Genomic DNA, 26,056 nt, shown 5'->3' with positions numbered 1-26,056 from the left:
TAAGACACTAGAGATGATGGTGCAATAATTCTATTATTAATAAATTTTGCACCGTTAGAGTAGTGACTTACTTACATACTGTTTTCTTTATTAATTAAAATTGAATAAAACTATGTAGACAATAATTTCAATAAAATAATTAAATATTAATTTTTTGCACAGTACATTAAGGCTACCTTGCTTAAAGTTAGTAGTTTTTCTTTATTACAGTAAATTAGCAATAAATAATAACATAATATACTAATTATACTATTGCAGTACGCGTTTTTATTATCTCTTTAATAATGAATTAATAAATAATTAAAAAATTTTTACTACTATATTTCTACATTAATTTAATAAAAAAACTTAAGAAATGGAGGTTAAAAGAAATATAGCTGAGTAATGTGTTTTTAAAATTAGGAATCTATATAATTATGGAGGTTAAAATGAAGATAAAACAAGCAATAGCAATGTTACTGGTAGTAGTTGTATGTTTTAGTTTTACAGCATGTAAAAAAGAAGAAGCAGGTAACATAAACACTGAACAATATTTAAATAATTATTTATCAGCAGATCCAAATTCATTAGATGTTTCTTTACGCTCCGATACGTATTCATCAAGTATTGTGACAAATGTAATGGAAGGTCTTGTGCGTCTTGTTGATAGAGAAGGCGAGTATTTTATGGCTCCTGGTGATGCTCAATCCTGGGAATCCAGTAAAGATGGTACAGTTTGGACATTCCATTTAGGAGATAATAAATGGTCCGATGGTCAGCCTGTAACAGCAGAACAGTATGTATATTCATTAAAACGAAGTGCTAATCCCAAAACTGGTTGTCCAAACAGTTGGTTTTTGACACCAATTTTAAACTACAATCAAATTAGTAAAGGTGAAATGGATATATCTGAATTGGGAGTTAAAGCTATTGATGCAAAAACTTTAGAAATAACTCTTGCTAATACTACACCTGCCTTTTTAGAAATGTGTAATGCCACTATTTATTATCCTCAGAGAGAAGATAAAGTAAAAGAGTGGGGTGAAAAGTATGGTACAGAAGCTAAGTATACTATATATAATGGACCCTTTGTTTTAGATAGTTGGGTACATAACAGTTCACTAGTGTTAAAAAAGAATCCTAATTACTGGGATGTTGACTCTGTAAAACTAGATACTGTGAATATTAGCATTGTATCTGATATAACAACAGTTATTAATAGTTATAAAAGTGGTACTTTAGATTATGTTAATGTTAATACCAAAGAATGGCTAGATGAGTTTAAAAAAGATGAGAACTCTAAATATGAGCATAATACAACTCAAAGACTTGTTTTTAATTTTTATAACACTAAAAATGATTTGTTTAAAAATGAAAAGATAAGAAGAGCTTTTAATTTATGTATTGATCATGAAGATATCAATGAAATGTGTTTTGGAGGTTTAAGAGTACCAACCTATGGCTGGGTTGTTCCTACAATTTCTGTGGGAGAGAGAAATTTCCGAGAGGCTGCAGGTGATTCATTAAAAGAGATGAAAGCAGAATTAACTGCTTTAGGAAAAACACCTAAAGACTTATTAATTGAGGGTATGAAAGAGCTTGGTCTTGGTGATGATGCCTCAAAATTAGATTTAACATTATCATTAGCAGGAACAAATGATTGGTATAGAACATATGGAGAATACCTACAGCAAGTATACAGTACAGAATTAGGAGTAGAGCTTAAAATTGATTTTGCTGATTGGGGCATATTCAGTGAAAATGTTAAAAAGGGAAATTATCAATTAGCTTTTATGAGTTGGGGTGCTTACTACAATGACCCTTATGATGTATTAAGTATTTTTTATTCAGAGTGGGATCAAGTTGGAACTGGTTGGAGTAATAGTGAATATGATGCTTTAATCAATAAGGGTGCAATAGAAATGAATGAAGAGACAAGACTTCAGTATTATATGGATGCTGAGAAAATTTTAATGAATGATAACGTTGTATGCCCATTGGCTACCAATACAACACACATTTTTTATAGGAATTATGTGTATGGATATTCAACATTAGGATTTGCTAGCCAGGGATATAAATATATGTATACAGAAGGAAGATAGAAAAATAAAAACCAATAAATGGGTAACTTTTGTTACCCATTTATAGTATCTGTTACTGTTTGTTGAAAGGAAGAATAAAAGTGAAAAAGTATATCTTAAAAAGATGTATATATATGGTGTTTACACTGTTTATAATTGTAACTATAACATTTTTCTTAATGAGAAGTATACCTGGAGATCCACTTGCTTCTATGGCGCAAGCCTTGCCAGAGCAAACTAGAGCAAATTTTTATGCTAAATATGGTTTGGATCAGCCATTAATTAGTCAGTATTTTTCATACATGAAAGGCTTATTGCGTCTTGATTTAGGCGAAAGTGTTGTTTATGCAGGCAGATCTATTAGTGAAACTATTGCCAGTACTTCACCTGTATCGGGACTAGTGGGGGGCATAGCATTAATTATTGGTGTAACAATTGGGGTTGCTCTTGGGATAATAGCTGCTTTATACAAAAATAAATGGCCTGATTATATTGTTATGTTTATAGCTATTTTGGGCGTTACAATTCCAGTTTTTGTATTGGCTTCATTGATGCAATATGTGTTTGCGGTAAAGTTAGGCTGGCTTCCTCCTTCGGGCTGGGGTAAACCTAAGTATTTAGTATTACCTATCTTAGTACTCTGTTTTGGCCCTATTGCAACCTATGCTAGATATATAAAATCTAGTATGCTTGATACACTTGAGCAAGATTATGTACTTACAGCAAGAGCAAAAGGTTTGTCTGAAAGTAAGGTAATTATTAGACATGTTTTAAGAAACTCCATGTTACCAGCTGTTACTATGTTTGCTGGTAGTGTTGTCGGAATCTTTACCGGTTCATTTGTAACAGAAAAAATGTTTTCTATTCCTGGAATAGGTTTTTACTATATAAGTTCAATTAATAATAATGATTATACTATGATTCTTGGTACTACTATTTTTTATGCTGCTTTATTTGTATTAATGCAATTAATAGTTGATTTAGTATATGTATTGATAGATCCAAGAATTAGGATATCAAATGATAGTGTTACGGAGTAAAAAATTATGCAAACTAAAAAAAATATAGACCCATCTTCTTTTGAAATTATTGGAATATCAGATAATCATGGAGATACAATCTCTCGTCCACGAGTAGGTTATTTTAAAGATGCATGGAGGCGATTTAAAGAAAATAAGGTAGCATTAGTCTCTATGGTTATATTGCTTATTATTATAACAATGGTAATAATTGGACCTTATTTAAGTGGTTATAATTATGAAGAAGTAAACAAACTTGAAAGAAAGCAATCACCAAGTGCAAAACATTGGTTTGGAACAGATAAACTAGGTCGTGATTTATTTGCAAGAGTTTGTGTAGGTGGACGTGTATCAATAATTATTGGACTTGCAGGTGCTTTTATATCTTCGGTAATTGGTTGTATATATGGTGGAATCGCAGCTTATTTTGGTGGTAAAGTTGATACCATAATGATGAGAATAGTGGAAGTAATCATTAGTATACCATACTTAATAGTGGTTATTTTAATGTCTATTTTATTTAATAGTAAAAGTTTAGGTACTTTGATTTTAGCCATGACAATAACAGGCTGGTGTGGTATGGCAAGAATGGTACGGGCTCAAATGTTACAAATTAAAAGTGAAGACTATATTCTTGCTGCGCAAGCAATGGGAGTTAGCCCTTTAAAAATCGTTATGAAACATATGATACCCAACACTATTAGTGTTGTAATAGTATCTATTACTTTTAGAATACCGGGGTATATTTTTTCTGAGGCATTTTTAAGCTATATAGGGCTTGGAATACAACCCCCTGGAACTAGTTGGGGTGCATTAGCCTCATCTGCTCAAGGAGTATTTACGCACTATCCGTATCAACTCTTTTTTCCAGCGTTTATGATTGCTTTAACAATGTTATCCTTCACTCTTATGGGTGATGGTTTACGTGATGCACTTGATCCACGTTTACGAAAGTAGGTATTTTTATGAATAAAATCTTAGAAGTTAAAGACCTTAGAATTTCTTTTAACACTTATGCAGGTGAAATAAGAGCAGTAAGAGGAGTTGGCTTTGATTTAAAAAAACGTGAGACACTTGCTTTTGTGGGTGAATCGGGATGCGGAAAAACAGTGACAGCAAAGTCAATTATGAGGTTACTAAAAGAATCTGTAGCTGAAATAAAAGATGGTTCCAAAATACTCTATAATGGTGAAAATGTGTTGGAGATGAATAAAAAAAGACTGCAAGAGTATAGAGGTAATGAAGTTAGTATGATTTTTCAAGACCCAATGAGTTCGCTTAATCCTACAATGACTTGTGGAAAGCAAGTTATGGAGAGTTTAATACTTCACAGGAATTTAAATAAGGATGAGGCCAGAAAAGAAGCTCTCAAGATGTTTCATTTAGTACGTATTCCCGATGCTGAAAAAAGACTGGATTCTTATCCTCATCAGCTATCAGGAGGTATGCGCCAAAGAGTTATGATAGCTATAGCGTTAGCCTGTAATCCAAGTGTTTTAATAGCTGATGAACCAACTACTGCACTTGATGTTACAATTCAAGCTCAAATTATGGATTTATTAAGTGAGTTAAAAGAAGAGCTTAATATGTCAATTATTCTAGTATCTCATGACTTAGGAGTAGTAGCTAATTTTGCTGACAAAATTCAAGTTATGTATGCAGGACAAGTTGTTGAGCGAGGCAATGCCAAAGAAATATTTTACAATCCAAAACATCCATATACTTGGGCATTATTAAGTTCAATTCCTAAATTGGCTAAAAGTAGACAAGAGCTATATGCTTTAAAAGGAACACCGCCTGATTTAATATTACCTTTAAATCATTGTCCTTTTGCAGATAGATGTCAATACTGTATGAAAATTTGTCGTGAGCAAATGCCAATAGAAACCGTATTAACAGATAACCATAGATTATCATGTTGGTTAATGCATCCCTCTGCTCCTAATGTAGAACCTTTATATAAAAAGGAGAATATTTAACATGAGTGATAATATTTTAGAGGTTCAAAACCTTTGTAAGTATTTTAATGTAGGTAAAAATACTACCTTAAAAGCCGTTGATGATGTTAGTTTTGTAATAAAAAAAGGAGAGACTCTAGGGTTAGTTGGTGAGTCTGGATGTGGTAAAACAACATGTGGTAGAACTGTATTAAAACTATACGAGCAAACTGCTGGTCAGGTAACCTTTAATGGAGAAGATATAAGTAAATTTAATAAAAACGAAACGCTATCTTTTAAAAAAAATGCACAGATGATTTTTCAAGACCCTTATTCATCTCTTAATCCTAGAATGACAATTTTTGAGATTATTGCAGAGGGGCTTAATGTACATTTTAAATTATCAAAAAAAGAAAAAAGTAAAAAAGTAGATGAGATACTATACTCTGTAGGACTCACTAAAAGCTTTGGCAATCGCTTTGCCCATGAACTTTCTGGGGGGCAATGTCAACGCATAGGAATAGCTCGTGCATTAATAGTAGAACCAAAATTAATTGTTTGTGATGAGCCAATTTCAGCTTTAGATGTGTCTATACAAGCACAGATTGTTAACCTACTGATTAAGTTGCAAAAAGAACGAGATTTAACCTATTTATTTATTTCTCATGATCTATCAATGGTTAGACATATATCACACAGGATTGGAGTAATGTATCTAGGCAGTTTGGTTGAACTTTGTGATAGCGAAAAATTATTTGAACACACTTTACATCCTTATACTCAAATACTTTTGTCAGCTATACCTGATGCAGAGCCTGATCCTGCAAAACAAAGAAAACGTTTAATAATTGAAGGAGAAGTGCCAAGTCCTATAAATCCACCTAAAGCATGTAAGTTTTCAACTAGGTGTAGTTTTGCAACTGATATATGTAGAAAAGAACGTCCGGCTCTTAAAGAGGTTGAAAAAAATCATTTTGTTGCATGTCATCATTATAAACAGTTTTTATAAATGGTATAAACAAGTAATTAAAAATGGAGAATATTTATGAGAGTTTTAAACAAAACCATATTATTAACTTTAATAGTTATATGTGTATTAGGATTATGTGTTGGATGTAGTGACGAAAGTGAATTAGGTAAACTAAAAGATAAAGAGATTCTTAAAGCTATTAATAGTACTTGTGATAAATACTTTAATGAAAAAGAGTTTGTAGGAATGTCAGTCGCAATAATTAAGGATGGTAATGTTGCTTACTTGAATTATGGCAAGACTAGCGTAGATGTAGAAAAGGTAACAAAAAATACTATCTATGAAATAGCCTCCTTATCTAAACCTTTTGCAGGTTCATTATTAGCTTTTGAGTCTTTACAAGGAAAAGTTTCATTAGATGATTCAGTAAACAAGTATGCAGATTATCTAAAATCATATGAGTATAAGGACTCAGTTATGACGCTAAAACATTTAGCAACCCATTCATCTGGGTTACCTAGAATGCCTAGAAATTGGAGTTCAGGGCCAAATCCATATAAGAACTATACTAAAGAAAAATTAATAACATTTCTATCAAAAAATACATTGCATCGCAAACCTGGAACTTTATACGAGTATTCTAACCTTGGTTTTGGATTATTGGGGTGCATTTTGGAGGATGTTGAAGGTTGCACATATGAAGATTTGCTGAAAAAGAATATTTTTGATCCACTAAATATGAAAAGTACAGCAATCTATTTAAGCGAGCAATTACAAGCTCGAAAAGCTTTGCCATATTTAACTGGTAGTACAAAGGGATACGAGTGGGATTTTGATGCGCTGAAAGCATGCGCAGGTATAAAAAGTAGTACACGTGACTTAGCGCGCTTTATTGCAGCAAATCTTGGACAAATTGAGTGTGATGAAGAATTACAGAAGGCTTTTGATTTAGCAAAAGAAGTTCATTTTAGTGGTAAACAAACCATTGGTCTTGGATGGCGTTTAGCTAAAGTAAAAAACAAAACAATTCATGAACACGATGGTTTGGCTAGTGGTTATACCAGTTACTATGCCCTAGACATAGAGAATGGATTTGGTGTTGTGGTTCTATGTAATAGTGCTGATGGAGTTATTGACTTAGGTACTTCTTTAATGGAAATGCTTATGTCTGAATATGGCAAATAGCAAATCAGTTAGTAATTTTGGAGAATACAAATGATAAATCAAAACATAATAAATAAGATTTTACAAACTGCACTATCTTATGGAGGAGATTTTGCAGAAGTCTTTGTAGAAGATAAATTTAACACAGTTATAACAGTTAACAATAATATTGTTGAGAATGGTCTAGTAGCCAAAGATTATGGAATTGGAATTAGAGTTTTTTTTAACGATAAGTTTGTATATACCTATACAAGTGACGATTCGGAAAATAACCTTATAGAAATAACCAAAAATATTTGTAAAGTATTTAATAAAACTAGCATAAACCCAATGTCGCCACTATCAAATCTTAAAGCTTGTAAAATAGATGCAGAGAAATACTTTAGCAAAATTTCATATAAACAAAAGCTAAATGTTATAAATCAAGCTATATCTGCTGGATTGTCATCAAATAATGCAGTAAAGAGAATGATTGTAAGATATCTGGATCAAGAGCAGCATGTATTGATTGCTAATACAGAGGGTGTTTATAAAGAAGATAACAGACTAAAAACAAGGCTTTTTATTAATGCTTATGCTGAAAAAAATAACATAATTAATAAAAGCTATATGGGGCCAGGAGCCTCAATGGGTTTTGAGTTTTATGATACATTAGATATTGAGTGGTTTGCAAGAGAAGCAGCACGTTCAGCTTTAACCATAGCTGGTGCTAATTATTGCAAAGCTGGACAGATGAGTGTGGTAGTAGATAATGGTTTTTGTGGTCTGATGTTTCATGAGGCCTGTGGCCATAGTTTAGAAGCAAGTAGTGTAGCAAGAGGTAATTCTGAATTTTCAGGCAGACTATCCCAAAAGGTAGCCTCAGATGTTGTAACACTTATTGATGATGGCAGTATAGATAAAGCTTGGGGTTCATTAAATATTGATGACGAGGGAATGAAAACGAAAAAAAATGTATTAATAAAAAATGGTATTTTACAAGGATACATGATTGATAAACTCAATAGTAGAATAATGAACATGCAGCCTACTGGTTCTGCAAGAAGAGAATCATACAAATTTGCCCCTACTTCACGAATGACAAATACTTATATAGAGGCAGGTAAACACTCAAAAGATCAGATTATTTCTAATACTGATAAAGGATTATTTGTTAAATCAATAGATGCTGGTTCAGTTAACCCAGTTACTGGGGAGTTTAATTTTTCTGTATTAGAGTCATATTTAATTGAAAATGGAAAAATTACAACTCCTGTAAAGGGAGCTACATTAATTGGTAAGGGTGGGGAAATACTGAAGCTTGTTGATATGGTAGGAGATAATTTATGTATTGGTCAAGGATATTGTTTTGCGTCCAGTGGAGCATTATTTATTGGTGCAGGTCAACCTACAGTTAGAATCTCAAATATGACAGTAGGGGGAATGAGATAATGGTAAGTGAGTATTTTATTAGAAAAATAATAAAACGATGTAATACAGAGAATATCACTGATGTGGAGGTCTATTATCACAGTTCGCAGTCTGCTTCTATAAATGTTTTAGATGGTGAAGTCCAAAAATATGAGTTAGCTAATAATGAAGGCATAAATATTAGAGGTAATTATCAGGATAGATATAGTGAGACCTATATCGAGCAATTTCATGACAAAGCTATTACAGAGGCTATAAAAAACATTAAAAGTACTGCAGTGTTTAATAATAAAAAGGCTAAAAAAAGCTATTTGCAACAGCAAAATATTAATGATAGAAATATTAAGATTAGTGATACAAATATTGATTTAGTTATTCAAAAATTAAAAGAAACTCAAGACAAAGCCTACACTCTAAATGCAAAGATAAGCTCTGTACCTGTATGCTCATACTATGAGAACAAAGTTTCAATTGTAATCTTTAATGAAAAAGGTATAGAGTTAAAGAATGAATACAAGTATACAGTTGGATCTATAACTGTGGTAGCTAGTGAGTTAGATAATAAAAAGAGTGGATGTGCTAAGTCAATAAAAGAAGATTTTACTGATATTGATTATGATGCATTATTAGAAGATGCTATATATGAGGCAACAAGTATGTTAAGTGCTTCACCAATAAAAACAGGTAAATATAAAGTAATATTAAAGAATAGTGTTGTGGCTGATATCTTTTCATGTTTTTTAGATGTCTTTAAAATTGATTCAATAGAAAAGGGCAGTAGTAATTTAAAAGGTCAAGAAAATAAAAAAATAGCTGTGACAGAATTGAATTTATTTGAAGATCCAGATAGTGGGATATTTAAAAGAACATTTGATGATGAGGGAACAGAAACATTTAAGAAATATTTAATACACAATGGTGAGTTAAAAAATATTTTAACCAATGCATCACATAAACCTAAAAGACTAACAGGAAATGCTTTTAGAAACTCATATAAAAGTAATATAGCTATCTCAGCACTTAATTGCTATATTGAAAAAGGCAGTAAAACTACTGAAGAGATTATTTTAAGTATTGATAATGGAGTAATGATTACTAACATTGATGGACTGCATGCAGGCATAAATACTGTTACAGGAGATTTTTCGTTGATTTCAAATGGTTACTATATAAAGAATGGAAAATTAGTTCAGGCTATTAATCAAGTAACAACTAGCGGAAATTTCTATGATTTGCTATATAATATTTTAGATATCTCCTGTGATGTTAAATCCTCAATTATTAACGGAAGTTATTTTGAATCTCCTTCATTGCTTATTCAAAACTTAATGATTGGTGGTCTATAACTCTAGCTATTAATTAAAAATAATTAACAATTTGTAGAGCTGTTAAATCTCAAAAAATCAAAATAAAAACACTTTAAGTGCAAGAAAATACCTTGCACTTAAAGTGTTTATAAAAAAAACAGTAGTTAAAATGATGTTTAATTGTAATGTTTTCTAATTTGGCTATTGTATTTATACATATTCATTTAAATAATTATTACTTTTATTAAATAATCCAGTAAAATTCATAAAAGCAACCTCATCAAAAACTGTAATTAAACCCATTTCCCGAGAAATAATTGCTGATAAATATCCACAGCTAACTTGAGTTAGAGTTTCAATACCCATTTCTAGTTGAGGTTTATTAGTTGTTTGTAATGTAGTAAGCTGATTATTCTTAAGTTTTAGTAAATAACAGTTATTGTTTTCTGCAAGGTAATTATCAATTACCTTTATTGTTATTTCACATTTTTTTGCATTAGGTAAATTAAAATTTAAAAATTTTGCTACATTAATAATTCTGCCCATAATAAATGGAAAAATATTAATCTCGGTATGTTTGTTAATAGGTGTTATCTGCTTTAAAAAATCATTACTACATGTAATAATTTCTGCTGTGTCAGCCTGCATACTATGTTGATAAACAAAATTTAAAATGCCATGCAAAGTATTTAAATTTAAGTAACATAACTCTCTTATATAAAATGTATTTTCTTCAATTAAATAAGTAAAATAACCTGTATATTCGGTTAGGTCATTATCTTTTATTAAAAAAAGATTAATATTTTCACTAGCTAACTCCTTAATGAGCTCCTTAAAAAATTCTTCATCTCTCAGTAGCTTTATAAAAGTATTTCTATATTTCCTATTATAGATTTCCATTAAAATTCTGCTGTCTTCATGGCTAGCTTTTTTATAACTAACATTAATATGTTGTTTTTTACAGTTAGCAGTTTGGTAGTTAAAGCAAAGTTGTTCACAGATATAAGCAAACTGATATTTCAAATACAAACGAGAGTCAATTGCCATCATTAAAGCAAAGCTCTGACCTTTACTCTTAATAGCTTGCAGAGCAGCAGGTAATATTCTTTTCATTAATCCTATGCCCCGTTTATCTGGAAGGGTCGAAATACCTACAATATAGCTTGTATTTATAGTTTTATTTGCAACATGTAATTGGTATTGATTCATCTGTAATGAGGTAATAATTCTACTGTTCTCTTCAATTACTAAAGTGTTTTCAGGAATATACCTATTTTTAAAGTAGTAGTTAACGAACTGTTCACTATCATCAAAACAATACTGCCATAACTCTTTTATTTCTAAAAGGTCACTATTGTTAGCTAGTCTTAAATTCATCATTAATCACCTGTAATTTCGCTTATAATATACTTAGATACTAAATGTATTGGGTGATAAGAGAGTTTGGCTTTTCTCAACCCTTCTACCCCAACATCGTCTTCTCGATTAACATATTTTACATTAGGAAAGTTTTCGTTTAAAAAGACTTTATTTAGTACCTGATACAAACCTCTTATATGAGGGTTAGCTTTTTCGACATGTATTTGGGCCGTATCTTCGTTGAGAATACTTCCAATAGAAAATGCCTCAAGAACATTATCTATATAAATACCCCCAATTTTATAATTAAGTTTTTGATAGTTCTCTAAGAGGTTTTCAATGCCATCTTCTAAAGAATGACTTTTAAAATAAGAGTGTTTACCTGCTTCAGTTGTAGTTTTATCAAATTGCCATAGCTGTATTAGTTTACGACAATTTTCAAAATCTGCTTCTGTTAAGGCTCTATACTCGAAACGTTTCTCAAATGTTCTATAAAATTTATTTACATGATTACGTTTTTTTACGTATTTTCTACCTTTTAATGTTCTTAACTCTTCAGCATCATATACGTAATCAAAAAGATTGCGAACAGGCTCCTTGATAAACTGATTAGGAAATGTTTTAAGTAAGTAATTGGCATATTCTTCAGACGAATAGGCAATTATTAAAGGTATATTTTTGCTTTTAAAACACTCAATAAGTTTCTTAGAGCTCTCAAACCAGTTTTCTTGTTGGGTAACTGGCATAAACATATGTTTATATTGCTCACTAAACAAGTACAGTGTTTGATCATCTGTTATATATGAATATTTTTCTACAGGATCCCATAACATGAGTGTATTAAAATTATATTCACAAAGCTCATAATTGGCTTTATTTAAGTATTTTTCTATAATATTTCTATTATCTAAGTTGAGTTTTTTAAAAATAATAAAACCTCCCTGAAGTAACTAACTCTTTTATCTTATTACAAAAAAACACTATTTGTCAAAACAAACGTACGTGTTTGTAAAAGAGATTTTAACTAAATTTTAAATTGGTGAACATATGACCAGATCGGGTGTGGGTAGTTGACATTATTATAATTTAGATGTAACGATTTTATTCCACGATGTTCCATAAAACGTACTGTCAACTACGTGGAGGACTCGCCTAAAGGCATTGTGGAGTGGGTTTTGACTAGTCAAAACGGAGTGGGTTTGCTATGCAAACGGTGATTATACATATCGCTCTGCTCATGTGATTTAGCAGTACGATAGCAAGTATCTTTCCGTGTGAATATTGTAGTTTAAAATTGAGCAAAAAACATAATAAAAGAAATTTTAAGTAATTATTATAATAAAGTAACTTTTTATTTATCAATCACTAATTTTTAGCTATAGGTAAATGGTCTGTTAAGTTCAAATGATGAGTCCATTATATCTGACGAAGTGACCCAGTTATGCTGAGGAATTATTTTCTGACTCTTTTTGGGCTTTCAGCTACGGAAGTATCCGCGAAGTCCACCCCGTATCCCCTAGGGATACCCACCCCACGAAGCCGATAGGCGAGTCCACCCCATAACCCGCGGGTTATCCACACCAAAACAGAGGGCTAGCTTATAAGCTAACCCCCATTATAATTACTATTCAATTACAACTTCTTTTTCCTTAATTCCACCACGCTCTGAAACCACAGTAATTCTAACTTTCTTTTCACATTCGTCAGTGAACTTAACCAGCCATTTTAGGCGTTTAGCACAATGGGCAGGTTTGCCAAAGTAATAAGACCTTTTTTGCTGACCAGCAGAAAAACCTTGTAGATAACCAATGTTTGTTTGTAAGGTCCCACTTAGTAGTTTCGCTGTATCAGTCAGAGAAATTCTAACTAAATCTTCTCGAACAGCCTTTTGCTTTTGAGCTTGCTCACTAATACTAGTACCCATATAACCGTGATTAGAAACTAAAGCTTCTATTTCATATACATTGTTTTCTATTTTGGTAACTTCAGTTTCATCAATATGAACCTGCGGTAGTGATAAAGCATAAGACAATGAAAACTGGGTCATTTTATAACACTCTTGCTCTAGGAACTTTAGTGGTGGATTTTGACGACAGTCTTTAATTTTCCAGCCACCAACTTCAACTTTACCAAGTTGGGGGTGATCTACAGTGTGCCAGTTAATAAAGCCTTTGCCCATAAGTTCTTTATCATTCCACTGTAATAGCTTTAACTCGAGTTGTTGCTCTTCTTCTTTGCTCATTTTTTTCATGAACTTCTTTTTGAGTTCTGGAGCTGCTCGGCCAACAGCATCCCATAATTCTGGAGTAAAGGCGTATAGCCCTTTAGCCTCAAAGCACCAATCATCAAGTACTCCTGACCAAATATCTCCATAACAACAGATTACAGGGTAGCCAGTTACTTGGGTACCTATATCACCTAATACCTCATACATTGCTAGGTCAGACTTGGCAAAATTTTTATCTGCTATGGTACTATGGGGTCTAAATAAAACGCCCCCTGTTGTGTGATAAAGCAAAACTCCTGCAATATTATTATGTCTATCAATAAACTCAACTTGATTACGTGTTTCGGGCTCAGATAATGGAAATGGTCCTGACCCAGGTGTATGAGGGCTATAACCAGCTGGGAAGTTACGGTTTAAATCAAGCCCATACTTAGTGTCTATACTCTCAAAAGGATATTTAACTTCATTAGCTAACTCACCTTTATCATTCTTTAATACCCCTTCTGTATACACATGATAAAATGGACCATTAAAATCAAAAGGTGATCTTTTTATCATCATGCGATTATCTTGATGGCTTATTTTCCATGCTCCATGTTTGTCATCTCTTATTCGCATTAATAGTATTCTGCCATCTCCATTAATATCCTCTGCATGTAAACCAGCAGGGTCTTCATCTTTTCTATAAGTGGGATATGGTCTTACACTACTACGCAATTTAGTAGCAGTAGTTAAGTACAGCTCAGCTCCATCAGGATTTATTCTGGGTAATATATAAAATGTTTTTGTATCAAGTAGAGTTTTTATCTTTTCTTCACTTGAGGTTAATAATGTATTTATTAAATGTAAAGCAGCCATAGAGCCTGTAACTTCACCAGCATGAATATTACCATCTATATACATAGCAGGTTTAGTTTCTGGGGCACCAGTTTCAATATTGGTAATAGTCATAGCCCATACATTTCTACCTTCATAGCTTTTGCCTATACTATTTAAAGAGGCGTACTGGGGATATGTTTTAGCCCATGTTTGCAACAGATTAGTTATCTCATCATAAAGTAAGTATTTTTCAAAATTCAACATTTCTATCCCTCCTAAAATGCTAATTCTAGATATTAATACTTAATCCTGCTTAACCCTAACTAAATTAAAAGGGTGAGGGCTTTTATTGGTATTTGGCTTGTTAGTTTTTGAAATTGATGTATAATATGACATACTAACTCCATAAATTTAAAGACATAAACTTTTAGAATAAGTTTATCAGGAGGGACATTCATGAAAAAAAGAAGTTGGATTAAATATTTAATTATTATAGCGGTTGTTTTGGTAATTGCATGGTACCCAACTGGCTACTACTGTATGTTTCCAGGTGAAGCGCTTAATTTAAATGAGGTTATTACTGGTGGAAAATATGAGCCTGAAACATCGTTTCATATGACTACTGTGACAATGGTTAGAGCCAATTTGCCAATATTGATTTATGGCAAATTAAATTCTAGTGCTAGGGTATTGCCCGAAAAAAGTGTGATACCACAAGGTTGGGATGTTGAGGAGTATAATCAGTATAATAGATACCAAATGCAAAATAGCCATAATAACGCTAAACAGGCATCAGCTAATTGGCTTAATGTTCCTTATTCTATACAAGAGGGGCATGTTAAGGCAATAAGGGTTATCGAAAACTCTCCTGCAAACAATGTTTTGCAGTCACAGGACATTATACTCTCAATAAATGGGGTGAGTTTTAATAGTGTTAGTAAAGCCATTGAAACACTTACAACACATAAACCTAATGATAAGGTTTCTATGATAATTGAAAGAAACAGTGAGCAAAAGGAGCTTGAAATAGTTTTAGGGAAACATCCCGATGATGAATCTCGAGCATTTTTAGGGGTTACCCTTATTAATGAAGACCGTAAAATAGATTTTACTGGTGACAATAAAATTACAATTGAAACAGGTAATATCTCTGGTCCGTCAGCAGGATTAATGATGACTATGGAGATTATTAACAAAATGATTGAGACGGATATAACAAGTGGTAAACAGATTGCAGGTACTGGTACCATAGATGGATCTGGTAAGGTTGGTAAAATTGGTGGCATTAATCAAAAGCTTATTGCTGCACATAAAAAAGGTATAGAGATTTTCTTTGTTCCAAAGGATAATGTAGAGGAAATCACTTTACCTGAGAGTAAATATGAGGGCATGGCTTTAGTTACCGTAGAAACCTTACAAGACGCCTTAGATTATTTAATGAACAACGAACGGGTAGCTCATATCCTGCCTATTGTGGCTTAAATTACTTTTTAGCATTAAATTATATAAATCAGTAGCCCTTAAATCAAGGCTCCAAAGCTGTTTGCTAAACCTAGTGTTTGGCAAGTAATGAGCGGGTCGTTGAATTACATCACAAGAGAGACGAGAGCGCCATTTTTTTATAATGGTGCTTTTTGCTTTTTTCATTCCTAATATACGTAAATAAGGCAGTTTCTCTACGGCTAATGCTTCATTATAAATATCCTTTGTTATATTTAAAAGTAGCCTAATCAAAACTCTTTTTATGCGTGAGCTTTGATATCTTTTTGAGGTGCAGGCTTCTATAAAATCATTTATGTTAGAGTGTTTACGGGCATTATTTATTAGTAACTCTGGCATACCAGTTTCAATCTCTGGATAACTACAGAAATCATTTATCTCAGCACGTCTTAGTAAAGCTAGCAGTACATCACTGTAATTATGCAAACTAATGGCAGGCTGTTCTGTACTAAAGCTACGGGTTAGTATGTCAAAAGAAAAACTGGGCATTAGTGGTTTTACTAGCTCTAAATTAGGCAATACTTTTCTTATAGCAGTAGCACTTGCTAAGCTGCTATTAACATTTGTGCTATTGTAGTTTTCACCTATTCTTTGTACCAAGTAAGGTTTAATGTCGCTATTCAGTTTTAACAGTGCTTTTAAATAATTTACAGCTAAAATGTTGTTAGAGCCCAATAGGATATCTGTTGCTTTTGGTATTAGCGATATAATAGCACTAGTATGTGCTTTAGCAAAAGCCAGCCCTTGTGCTAAATTTTTATGAAGTAATTGTTTATATTCGCTAGGTTCATTAATAGACATTTGGGCAATGTTATGTAAGGTAGTTAAATCAGTGTTTTCAGCTCCACAAACAAAGCAGTTTGCTTTAGCAGTTTTAAGGGTTAAAACAGATCCATAGGCAAACCCATAGGCACTGCTGCATGAATATACGGTAGGTAGCTCAATAACAAGGTCTGCACCAGCCTCTAAGGCCATTTTTGTTCTTGCCCATTTGTTTATAACTGCTGGTTCACCTCGTTGAACAAATGAACCGCTCATTACAACAATAATTAGGTCCGCAGAGGTTAATTCTTGGGTTTTTTGCAAATGATATAAGTGCCCATTATGAAATGGGTTATATTCAGCTATTATACCTGCTATATACATGTTGACTCACCTTCATAGATTCGTTATACTTATTCTGTTGTAATCATGGCATAAAACTTTATTAATTACAAACATAAGTTAGGTAATTACATACACTAAGGGGGAAAAGTTGTGAAGATATTAGTTATAAATTGCGGTAGCTCATCGCTCAAATACCAAGTATTCAATATGGATCAAGAGCAAGCTTTGGCTGCTGGTAATGTAGAGAAAATAGGTAGTGAAGGTTCTTTTATTAAATATAAGTCTCATACAGGATATAAATCTCAAACTGAGCATGAAATTAAAGACCATAGTGATGCTATTAAATTAGTATTTGAGGTATTAACAGATAAAGAAAATGGTGTTATTGCAGATGTATCAGAAATAGATGCTGTAGGACACAGAGTAGTTCATGCAGGTGAGAAATATGCAAGTTCAGTATTAATTACTGACGAAGTTAAAAAAGCATTACGTGAGTGTATTGAGTTAGCACCACTTCACAATCCACCAAATATCACTGGTATTGAAGCCTGTGAAAAGTTAATGCCAAACGCTAAACATATTGGTGTATTCGATACAGCATTCCATCAAACTATGCCAGAAATGACTTATTTATACGGTGTTCCATATGAGTATTACGAAAAGTATGGTGTTCGTCGTTATGGTTTCCACGGAACATCTCATAAATATGTTACTCAACGTGCCGCTGCGATGTTAGGTAAAGATATTAAAGATGTTAACATTATTACTTGTCATTTAGGCAATGGTGCAAGTGTTACAGCAGTTAAAAATGGTCAATCTTATGACACAAGCATGGGCTTTACTCCATTAGAGGGTTTAATCATGGGTACTCGCTGTGGTGACATGGATCCAGCTATTGTTCCGTTTTTAATGGACAAAGAAGGATTAAATACAGATGAAATCAATAAAGTGATTAACAAAAAATCAGGGGTTTTAGGCGTATCTGGTGTAAGTAATGACTTTAGGGTTCTAGAAGAGGCTGCAAATGAAGGTAATGAAAAAGCAAAAGTTGCGCTAGATATGTTTGCATATCGTGTACGTAAGTATGTAGGATCTTATGCTGCAGCAATTAATGGAGCAGAAGCTATTGTATTTACAGCAGGTATCGGTGAAAATAGTGCAACTATTCGTAAAATGGTTTGTGATGGTTTAACATATTTAGGTGTGGACATTGACCCTCAACTTAATGGTAAAAGAGGCGAAGAGTTAGACATTAGTACAGCAACTGCTAAAGTAAAAGTTTTAGTTATTCCTACTAATGAAGAGCTAATGATTGCTCGTGATACTAAAGAAATAATTGAAAACTTATAGACTTTTCCTTGACGATATAAGAATTAGTAAGTATAATAGCCGGAGTGTGATATTGTGACAACAATTGTAAGTTTACGACTTGAATCAGGTCAGTCCGAAACACATAATATGCATATTGTGTTAGCTGAGGATGGAGTAAAAGCTAAAGCTGATACAATTGTACATGTAGCATTAGAAGAGTTTGGTATTATGATTAGCGTATCTATTGATGCAGATATAGAGTTGGTTTGCTCAAGATGTGTTGAAACTTATACTAAAAACTTAAAACTTGAGCATAGTATTATTCTATCTCAATCTGAAAAAGGTTGGGAGATGGATGATGATACTTTAGCGATGGGCGTTGTCAATTTAGCAGAGAATAACATTGACATAAAAGAACTTGTAAGACAGCTATTAGTTGAAAGCCAAGATATGCGTCCCCTATGCTCAGAAGAATGTAAAGGTTTGTGCCCAGTGTGTGGTATTAATCTTAACAATGGAAGTTGCAATTGTGATGATAAATTTCAAGATCCACGCTGGTCGAAATTAAGAAATATAAGCTTTACAAGTAAAGGGGAGGTGTAGAAATGGCTGTACCTAAGCAGAGGAAATCACGTGCTAACAGTCGCATGGGACGTTCTCATTGGAAATTAAATGCAAAACAATTAGCTGAGTGCCCAGAGTGCCACGAGGCAAAATTACCTCATAGAATTTGCCCATCATGTGGTTACTACAAAGGCAAACAAGTTAAAGAGGTTAAAGAATAAACAGATATAGTATTTTATACTACTTATTTGTACCCAAAAAAAATATATCAAAAACCGACTGCAAAGCAGTCGGTTTTTTGATAAAATAAGTAAGTAAAATTGAAAGCTAGCTTTAAGCTTAGCAAAGGGGAGATATTATGGTCCGTATTGCTATAGATTGCATGGGTGGTGACGGTGGTCCCCAAACAATGATAAAGGGAGCTCTGCAAGGAAATATTCACCTTAAAGATACCCATTTAATTTTTGTAGGGCCCAAAGATCAACTGAACTCTATTATAAGTAATACAGAAAAACAGAATCAACTTACATACGAAGTAGTTGATGCTCAAGATGTTATTACCAATGAAGACTCGCCAGGTTTAGCTGTACGTAGAAAAAAAGATTCATCTTTAGTAAAAGCTGCAAATTTAGTTAAAACTAAAGAAGCTGACGCTTTTATTACTACTGGCAGTACTGGGGCCTATTTGTCGGCTGGGTTATTAATTGTTGGTAGAATAAAAGGCATAAGAAGACCAGCTTTAGCTGCTGTTTTACCAAATCTAGAGGGTGGTGGTAAAGGCTCACTATTTTTAGACTGTGGTGCTAATATGGATGCTACTGCAAACGATTTGGTAAATTATGCAACTATGGGTGATGTGTATGTAAAACGTATGTTAAAAAAACCTAATCCAACAGTAGCTTTATTAAATGTTGGAACAGAAGATAAAAAGGGTAATGAAGTAATTAAAAAAGCCTTTTTAGAACTTAAAGACACAAAATTAAACTTTATTGGTAATATTGAAGCACGTGATATGATTAACTGCCCTGCAGACATAGTTGTTTGTGACGGGTTTGCAGGAAATGTCGCATTAAAGACTTTTGAGGGTGCTGCTAAATCATTATTAAAAGAATTAAAAGGTATTTTAACTACTGGTTTAGTAAATAAATTATGTGGAGCAGTTTTAAAGCCTTCTTTATTGCGATTGAAGGAGAAGTTAGATTACAATAAGCAGGGTGGAGGATTTCTACTAGGCTTAAAAGGCTTATGTATTAAATGTCATGGTAGCTCTACTCCAGATGCTATTCAAGTTGCAGTAGAACAGGTTTACCATTCTATAAATAACGACATAATAAATAAAATTACAGCAGAACTAAAAAGTAATATTTAGGAGACAATTATGACAGAAAAAATATTTAGTAAACTACAGAGTATTTTAGTTGAAAATTTATCAGTGTCAACCGAAGAAGTAAATATAGATGCTAACTTTAGAAATGACTTAGGTGCAGATTCACTAGATTTAGTAGAAATCATTATGGCAGTAGAAACAGAATTTGATGTAGAGATTAATGATGAAGAGATTATGAAAATTGAAACAGTAAGAAATGCTGTAGATATTTTAAGTTCTAAGATAAAATAATGAATAGAAGTAAACAGCTAACAAAACTTGTTGAAAATAACTTAGGTATTAAGTTTAACAACACCCAGCTGTTACAAGAGGCCTTAACCCACAAATCGTATGCATTTGAACATGATTTAGACTTTAGTTATGAAAGATTAGAGTTTTTGGGAGATGCAGTATTAGAACTAGTTATAAGTGAAGAACTATATAAAAGATATCACAGTTTTACAGAGGGACAATTAACTCGGTTAAGAGCAAATATCGTTCGTCAAAAAAGCCTTGTGAAAATTGCACGTCAATTAAACCTTAGCACTCTTGTTTTATTGGGTAAGGGTGAAAAGTTAGCTGGTGGAGAAGAACGTAAATCTTTACTAGCAGATATTTTAGAGGCTATTATAGGAGCTCTATATTTAGACCAAGGCTTTATAACTGCTAAATCTTTTATATTAAAAAACTTTGTTGATGCTATTGAGGTAACCAATAAAGGGATGTTAGATGATTATAAAACACGGCTACAAGAGCTACTGCAAAGTAAATCTACTAGTGTGAAGATTGCCTATAAATTGCTAAGTAGTGAGGGGCCAGATCATAACAAAAAATTTACTGTTGGTTTATATATTAATGGCATTTTTAAAACTAGTGGTGAAGGCAAAAGTAAAAAGGCAGCTGAGCAGCAGGCAGCTGGGGTAATGTTAAATAGAATTAAGTCTGGTGAAGAAATTGGTTTATAATTAACAATTAGGTAATGGGAGCTATCGAGAAGATTTACAAGCAAAAGAATTTATAATGCTAAAGTGAATTTTGCCGATAGCTTTAAACCTTACTGTTTATCAGATTGTGGCTAGAGAATTGCATGGGTGGGGAGATTAGATGTATTTATCAAAATGCATTATAAATGGATTTAAGTCATTCGCAGACAAAACGGAAATAGATTTTAGTAAAGGTCTTTCAGCTATTGTTGGGCCCAATGGAAGTGGTAAAAGTAATATTTACGAGTCAATAATGTGGGTACTAGGCGAGCAGAGAGCTAAGAGTTTACGTAGTAATAAAATGGAAGATGTAATATTTGCAGGTTCATCAGCACGATCTGAAGTTGGTATGGCTGAAGTAGAGCTAGTTATTGCTGATCCAGAGTGTGAATTAATGGGTATTGCAGAGGTAAGAATTACTCGTAGATTATTTAGAAATGGTCAGAGTGAATATTACATAAATGGCAAGCCTTGTCGTTTAAAAGATATCGCAAAAATTCTTGCTAATACTGGTATTGGTAAGAACTCATATTCTTTTATAGGTCAAGGTAAAATTGAGGAAATCCTCAAATCTCGTCCCCATGAGTTAAGGTTATTATTTGAAGAAGCCGCAGGTATAGCCCACTATAAAGAGCAAAAGTTTTCAACTCAAGCTCAGCTTAATAAAACACAAGATAGTATTCAGAGAATAGATGATTTAATTGATGAATTGCAGATTGATGTTGAAAACCTAAGGGTAAGAGCTGAAAAAGCAATAAAACATCAAGACTTAACAAGTGAATTAAGTGAGGTTAGTAAAGAGTTAATAATTAGCGAATTTAATATTTCTTTTAATAAGCTTAATAATATAAAGCAAAAACTAAAAACTCTAAAATATGATTTATCTACTAATGAAATTGAACAAGAAAGTTTAAATAATATACTGTTATTAGGTGAAACTAAATTAACTGAATTAAGCGAAGTGAAAAACGAATACGAAAAAGATATTATTAGATTAGATAATACCGTTGAAAACTACAAAAATAAACTTGCAGAGTTATCTGAAAACCTTTCCGAAATTAACAACTCATTCGATAATAAAAGCAATGAGAAAACCGAACTAACTCAAACACAAAGCAGTACTGCTGCTCAAATAGAAAACACTAAGCGCGATATTAAGGTGCTTAGTTATAGTTTAAATAATAATAATCAGCAGGTAGTAGATTTAACAGAGCAAATTAAGCTTTTAAAAGAGCAAATAACTGAATTAGATATAATTAGTCTTGAGCAAGAAAAAAGTAGTTCTGAGCAAAAAATAGGCTCTTTGTTGCAAAAAGCAGATAATATTAGTGAAAGAATAAACTTAGAAAATGAGCAACTTAACACTAACTTGGTACGCTACGATGAACTTGTAAATAAATACAAAATTGATTCAAATTTATTAAATGAGTTAAAAGAAAAACTTAATCACAGTAAAGATACTTATGCTAAAAGTAGTAAGCAGGATTTAGAATTAACAAAAATAATTAAGCAAAACCAACAGCAGCTTAATGAACTTTCACAAAGGTTAGTTAATTTAAGAGAGCAAAAAAGAAACTTGTTTTCGGAGTTAACTCTAAATCAAAAACTTAAGAGTGAATATACTGGCTATTATGCTGGTGTAAAATCAGTTTTACTGGCAAAAAAGAATAACCCTAGTAACTACCAAGGTTTAGTTGGGGTAGTAGCGGAGTTAATTAATGTGCCCGAAAATTTACAAGTAGCAATTAGTGCTGTGTTAGGTGGACAATCTCAATACTTGGTAAGTGAGACTGCCCGTGATGCAACTAAAGCTATCAACATGCTTAAAGAAAAACGGGCCGGTAAAGCAACGTTTTTACCCCTAGACCGAGTTGTTCCTCGTATTAACACTATACCTAATCCAGTTCAAAATAATCCCAACTTTATGGGACGAGCAATTGACTTAATTGATTATGAAAATAAGGCAGAAATAGCCATTAAATATCTCTTAAATAATGTACTAGTGTTTAATTCTGTAGAGTCAGCATTGCAGGCTTCTAAGCTTAAACTAACCCAGTTTTTAATAGTAACAACATCGGGAGAAGTTTTTTCAGGAAAGGGTTTAATTTCTGGAGGCCGTAATAAAAAAGATCATAATGCAGAACTAATTGCTAGAAATAAAAAAATAGCTAAACTGCAAGCAGGTTTACAGCAAAACCAACAGCAGTTAGCTAACTGTGAAAATAGTGGTATGGCTTTAAAAAATCAGCTTAAAAAGCAAGTTACAGAGCTAGAGAACTTAAAAAAGCAACTCATAGAGCTTAGTAAAAGTATAACCCACCTCGAGAAACAAGAGTTTTTTACTCAGACTTTAATCAATAAAATGAATGAAGAAATGGTGTCATTAAAAAACAAAGAAGCCAAGCTTGGTGAGAGCATAAGATTGCTAAATTTAGAACTTATTAGTACGAATGATTTAATTAAAAGTAGTAGTGGCAACCTACAAGCAAGCAATGATGAACTAAGCAAAGCTAGAGCGTTAATGCTTGAATATAACCAAAAACAAAGTAAAGAAGCTGAGCTTAGGGCAGAAATAAGATTGCTTGAGAATAAAATATATAACTCTAAGGAAAACATTAAAACCTTAGAGCAAAACAAAGAAACTATCGATAAACAACTTAGTAAACTAACTGTAGAGCTTAATGCACAGCAACAAAAAATAAATGAAATTCAAGAAACCTATAATCATAACCTATTTGAGTTTGATGAGTGGCAGCAAAAGCTCTTTACCAAAACCGAGAACCTAAAAGAAGTTACTAGTAATTTTATTAAGGCATCAGAACAACAAGTAACCAATGGAGACAAGCTCAAAACTTTACAAATAAATAAAGAGCAAATTAATAGAAGTTTGCAAAGGTATGATCGTAGGTTAGTAGAGCAAGAAACAATTCACAAATTTATTGAGGCAGAACTATATCAAGCTAACATTAATAAAGATGAGTGTTTAGTAGATAACAATATTACCACAAAAATTGTTGAGCAGCTTAAACTCAAAGTGAACAAATTAAAAAATATGATTAATAATTTAGGTGACGTTGACTATGGCGCAATAGCTGATTTAAAAAGAAGAGAAGAGCGGATTTCATTCTTAAATCAGCAAAAAAGTGATTTAGAAGACTCTAAACAAAAGTTAGCTGAGGTTATTAACGAAGTTGATAAAATTTGTTATGATAAGCTAGCCGAAACCATTGAGGTAGTAAGAGCTAATTTTAAAGAGATTTATATTGAGCTATTCCAAGGGGGATATGCCGATATTTATTGGGATAATGAAGAGGATATATTTAGTAGTGGTATAATCTTAAAGGTATCACCACCAGGTAAAAAAGTTCAAAATATGGATCAACTGTCTGGTGGAGAGAAGTCATTAACAGCAATAGCATTACTTATGTCATTTACAAAAATGAAAACCTCCTCGTTCTGCATATTTGATGAGGTTGATGCTGCTCTTGATGAAACCAATAATATAAGACTTGCAAGCTACTGGCAAACTATATCTAAAACAACACAGGTTTTAGCAGTAACTCACTCACGCCATACTATGGTACATGCAGATAACTTATATGGTGTTGTAATGCAAGAAAAAGGTGTGTCAAAAATTATAAGTGTAACACTCGATTAAAGAAAGGGATTTACAAATGGGACTTTTTGATTCGTTAAAAAAGGGTTTAACCAAAGCGCGTAGTAATTTCACAACCAAAATACTAAAAACCTTTATGCAACATAAATTTGTTACTGAGGAGCTGTATGAAGAGCTCGAAGAGGCTCTAATTACTGCCGATGTAAGTGCAGAATTAGCTATGGATATATTAGATAAGCTCAAAGATAAAGCAATTGAAAAACGAATTACTGATACCTTAGAGCTATATGAGTTATTACAAGAAGAAATGTCGGAGCTTATTCCTCAGTCTTCGCCATTACAAATAAATCAAAAGAAGATGAACATAGTTTTAGTTGTAGGGGTTAATGGAGTAGGAAAAACAACCTCAATCGGCAAAATTAGTGGCAAGCTGGTCCAAGAAGGTAAAAAAGTTATGTTAGTAGCAGCGGATACCTTTAGAGCAGCTGCGGCAGACCAATTAAGTATATGGGCAGAGCGAAGCGGTAGCTTAATTGTAAGACACGGCGAAGGGGGAGACCCTGCTGCAGTAATATATGATGCTATCCACTCAGCCCGAGCAAAAGACATAGATGTACTTTTAGTAGACACAGCTGGACGTCTACACAATAAAAAGAACCTCATGAATGAATTGTCTAAAATTCATAAGGTACTTAATAGAGAAGTACCAGGTGCTCCACATGAAACTTTATTAGTTATTGATGCTACGACCGGTCAAAATGGACTAATGCAGGCTGAGGCATTTAATGAGGCAGCAAATATAAGTGGATTAGTACTAACAAAAATGGATGGCACCGCAAAAGGTGGTATTATCTTTAATATCTCTAAAGAGTACAATATACCAGTTAAATATGTATGTATAGGTGAAAAAATAGAAGATATGATTCCGTTTGATCGTGAAGAATTTATTAGAGCTCTCTTCAGCAAAGAAGAATAGGGGCCTACTTTTCTTTCCACGGAGGCTTCCATAATCACATCTATCTCTTCGTTGCACAAAAAAATCTTCACCAAGATATATTAGTCATATTATCTTGGCAAAGATTTTTTTTTACGCCTTGATGTAGAAGCAATTCTGTAAGCCACGGCTTAATGAGGTGTTCATTTAGCTAGACTCTAGGACTCGGTGTGCTTCGCACATCGTGGAGTGGGTATGTGCTTTGCATATGGTTGGTATACGTTGCGCTATGTTTACAGGTTGTAAAAATGATACTCAAAATCGTTACCTTAATAAACCTGTCTAGTTAGTAACAGAATTGTAGGGTCGGGGTTATCCCGACTGCTGCTGTTGTTAAGCT

21 protein-coding genes are annotated in these 26,056 nt (G+C 32.8%); 17 read left to right on the top strand and 4 right to left on the bottom strand.

Features of this window, described 5'->3' with window-relative positions; all coding sequences use genetic code 11:
- Window positions 1–428 precede the first annotated feature (428 nt).
- The 8 genes from IMX26_RS04575 (at window position 429) to IMX26_RS04540 (ending at window position 9,909) form a co-directional block, all read left to right on the top strand.
- A complete protein-coding gene (locus IMX26_RS04575) occupies window positions 429–2,084 on the top strand; it encodes a peptide ABC transporter substrate-binding protein (protein WP_195160504.1) in 1,656 nt (551 codons plus the stop codon).
- An 80-nt stretch (window positions 2,085–2,164) separates the two neighbouring features.
- Window positions 2,165–3,103: an ABC transporter permease gene (locus IMX26_RS04570; protein WP_195160503.1), complete on the top strand. Its 939-nt coding sequence runs from the start codon at window positions 2,165–2,167 to the stop codon at window positions 3,101–3,103.
- Window positions 3,104–3,109: 6 nt separating this feature from the next.
- Window positions 3,110–4,039, top strand: a complete 930-nt coding sequence (locus IMX26_RS04565; RefSeq protein WP_195160502.1) for an ABC transporter permease — start codon at window positions 3,110–3,112, stop codon at window positions 4,037–4,039.
- A gap of 8 nt (window positions 4,040–4,047) precedes the next feature.
- A complete protein-coding gene (locus tag IMX26_RS04560) occupies window positions 4,048–5,061 on the top strand; it encodes an ABC transporter ATP-binding protein (protein WP_195160501.1) in 1,014 nt (337 codons plus the stop codon).
- A gap of 1 nt (window position 5,062) precedes the next feature.
- Window positions 5,063–6,028, top strand: a complete 966-nt coding sequence (locus tag IMX26_RS04555; RefSeq protein WP_195160500.1) for an oligopeptide/dipeptide ABC transporter ATP-binding protein — start codon at window positions 5,063–5,065, stop codon at window positions 6,026–6,028.
- Window positions 6,029–6,064: 36 nt separating this feature from the next.
- The gene (locus IMX26_RS04550; protein ID WP_195160499.1) at window positions 6,065–7,174 is read left to right on the top strand and encodes a serine hydrolase domain-containing protein; all 1,110 of its coding nucleotides are present in this window, start codon (window positions 6,065–6,067) and stop codon (window positions 7,172–7,174) included.
- Window positions 7,175–7,204: 30 nt separating this feature from the next.
- Window positions 7,205–8,584 carry a TldD/PmbA family protein gene (locus IMX26_RS04545; RefSeq protein ID WP_195160498.1) on the top strand — a complete coding sequence of 460 codons (1,380 nt, stop codon included), beginning with the start codon at window positions 7,205–7,207 and terminating at the stop codon, window positions 8,582–8,584.
- A complete protein-coding gene (locus IMX26_RS04540; RefSeq protein WP_195160497.1) occupies window positions 8,584–9,909 on the top strand; it encodes a metallopeptidase TldD-related protein in 1,326 nt (441 codons plus the stop codon). Before IMX26_RS04545 ends, IMX26_RS04540 begins: the two co-directional genes overlap by 1 nt.
- A gap of 171 nt (window positions 9,910–10,080) precedes the next feature.
- Here the strand turns inward: IMX26_RS04540 and IMX26_RS04535 are convergent, their stop codons facing one another.
- From IMX26_RS04535 to IMX26_RS04525, 3 genes are all read right to left on the bottom strand, one after another.
- Window positions 10,081–11,247, bottom strand: a complete 1,167-nt coding sequence (locus tag IMX26_RS04535) for a GNAT family N-acetyltransferase (protein ID WP_195160496.1) — start codon at window positions 11,245–11,247, stop codon at window positions 10,081–10,083.
- Window positions 11,248–11,249: 2 nt separating this feature from the next.
- Window positions 11,250–12,122, bottom strand: coding sequence for a phosphatidylglycerol lysyltransferase domain-containing protein (locus IMX26_RS04530; RefSeq protein ID WP_279324893.1), 873 nt, complete (start codon window positions 12,120–12,122; stop codon window positions 11,250–11,252).
- 731 nt (window positions 12,123–12,853) lie between these two features.
- A complete protein-coding gene (locus IMX26_RS04525; RefSeq protein ID WP_195160494.1) occupies window positions 12,854–14,539 on the bottom strand; it encodes a M14 family metallopeptidase in 1,686 nt (561 codons plus the stop codon).
- Window positions 14,540–14,731: 192 nt separating this feature from the next.
- On the opposite strand from IMX26_RS04525, the gene IMX26_RS04520 reads away from it, so the two are divergent.
- The gene (locus tag IMX26_RS04520; protein WP_195160493.1) at window positions 14,732–15,757 is read left to right on the top strand and encodes a PDZ domain-containing protein; all 1,026 of its coding nucleotides are present in this window, start codon (window positions 14,732–14,734) and stop codon (window positions 15,755–15,757) included.
- Here IMX26_RS04520 and IMX26_RS04515 read toward each other — a convergent pair.
- Entirely contained in the window at window positions 15,710–16,921 is a 1,212-nt protein-coding gene (locus IMX26_RS04515) for a nucleotidyltransferase (protein WP_195160492.1), read from the bottom strand. The two genes, IMX26_RS04520 and IMX26_RS04515, sit on opposite strands and share 48 nt — an antisense overlap.
- A gap of 111 nt (window positions 16,922–17,032) precedes the next feature.
- Here IMX26_RS04515 and IMX26_RS04510 point away from each other — a divergent pair, with 111 nt between their 5' ends.
- The 8 genes from IMX26_RS04510 to ftsY all read left to right on the top strand — a co-directional run bounded on the left by IMX26_RS04510 (window position 17,033) and on the right by ftsY (window position 25,698).
- On the top strand, window positions 17,033–18,232 hold the full coding sequence (locus IMX26_RS04510) for an acetate kinase (RefSeq protein ID WP_195160491.1): 1,200 nt from the start codon (window positions 17,033–17,035) through the stop codon (window positions 18,230–18,232).
- Window positions 18,233–18,286: 54 nt separating this feature from the next.
- A complete protein-coding gene (locus IMX26_RS04505) occupies window positions 18,287–18,796 on the top strand; it encodes a DUF177 domain-containing protein (protein ID WP_195160490.1) in 510 nt (169 codons plus the stop codon).
- Window positions 18,797–18,798: 2 nt separating this feature from the next.
- Complete coding sequence (gene rpmF, locus IMX26_RS04500; protein WP_195160489.1) at window positions 18,799–18,978, top strand: 50S ribosomal protein L32; 180 nt, start codon at window positions 18,799–18,801, stop codon at window positions 18,976–18,978.
- A gap of 137 nt (window positions 18,979–19,115) precedes the next feature.
- Complete coding sequence (gene plsX / locus IMX26_RS04495; protein ID WP_195160488.1) at window positions 19,116–20,126, top strand: phosphate acyltransferase PlsX; 1,011 nt, start codon at window positions 19,116–19,118, stop codon at window positions 20,124–20,126.
- A 9-nt stretch (window positions 20,127–20,135) separates the two neighbouring features.
- Window positions 20,136–20,375 carry an acyl carrier protein gene (gene acpP, locus IMX26_RS04490; RefSeq protein WP_195160487.1) on the top strand — a complete coding sequence of 80 codons (240 nt, stop codon included), beginning with the start codon at window positions 20,136–20,138 and terminating at the stop codon, window positions 20,373–20,375.
- Window positions 20,375–21,088, top strand: coding sequence for a ribonuclease III (gene rnc / locus IMX26_RS04485; protein ID WP_195160486.1), 714 nt, complete (start codon window positions 20,375–20,377; stop codon window positions 21,086–21,088). Before acpP ends, rnc begins: the two co-directional genes overlap by 1 nt.
- Window positions 21,089–21,227: 139 nt before the next feature.
- Window positions 21,228–24,764 (top strand): chromosome segregation protein SMC, encoded by a 3,537-nt coding sequence (smc, locus tag IMX26_RS04480; protein ID WP_195160485.1) that lies wholly within the window; start codon window positions 21,228–21,230, stop codon window positions 24,762–24,764.
- Between the two features lie 16 nt (window positions 24,765–24,780).
- Entirely contained in the window at window positions 24,781–25,698 is a 918-nt protein-coding gene (gene ftsY / locus IMX26_RS04475; protein WP_195160484.1) for a signal recognition particle-docking protein FtsY, read from the top strand.
- Window positions 25,699–26,056: the final 358 nt, after the last annotated feature.

It is taken from the genome of Clostridium sp. 'deep sea', assembly GCF_014931565.1.
GTDB lineage: Bacteria > Bacillota > UBA994 > PWPR01 > PWPR01.
The sequence above is the reverse complement of the archived record's forward strand: the minus strand, read 5'-3'. Positions and strand labels throughout refer to the sequence as shown.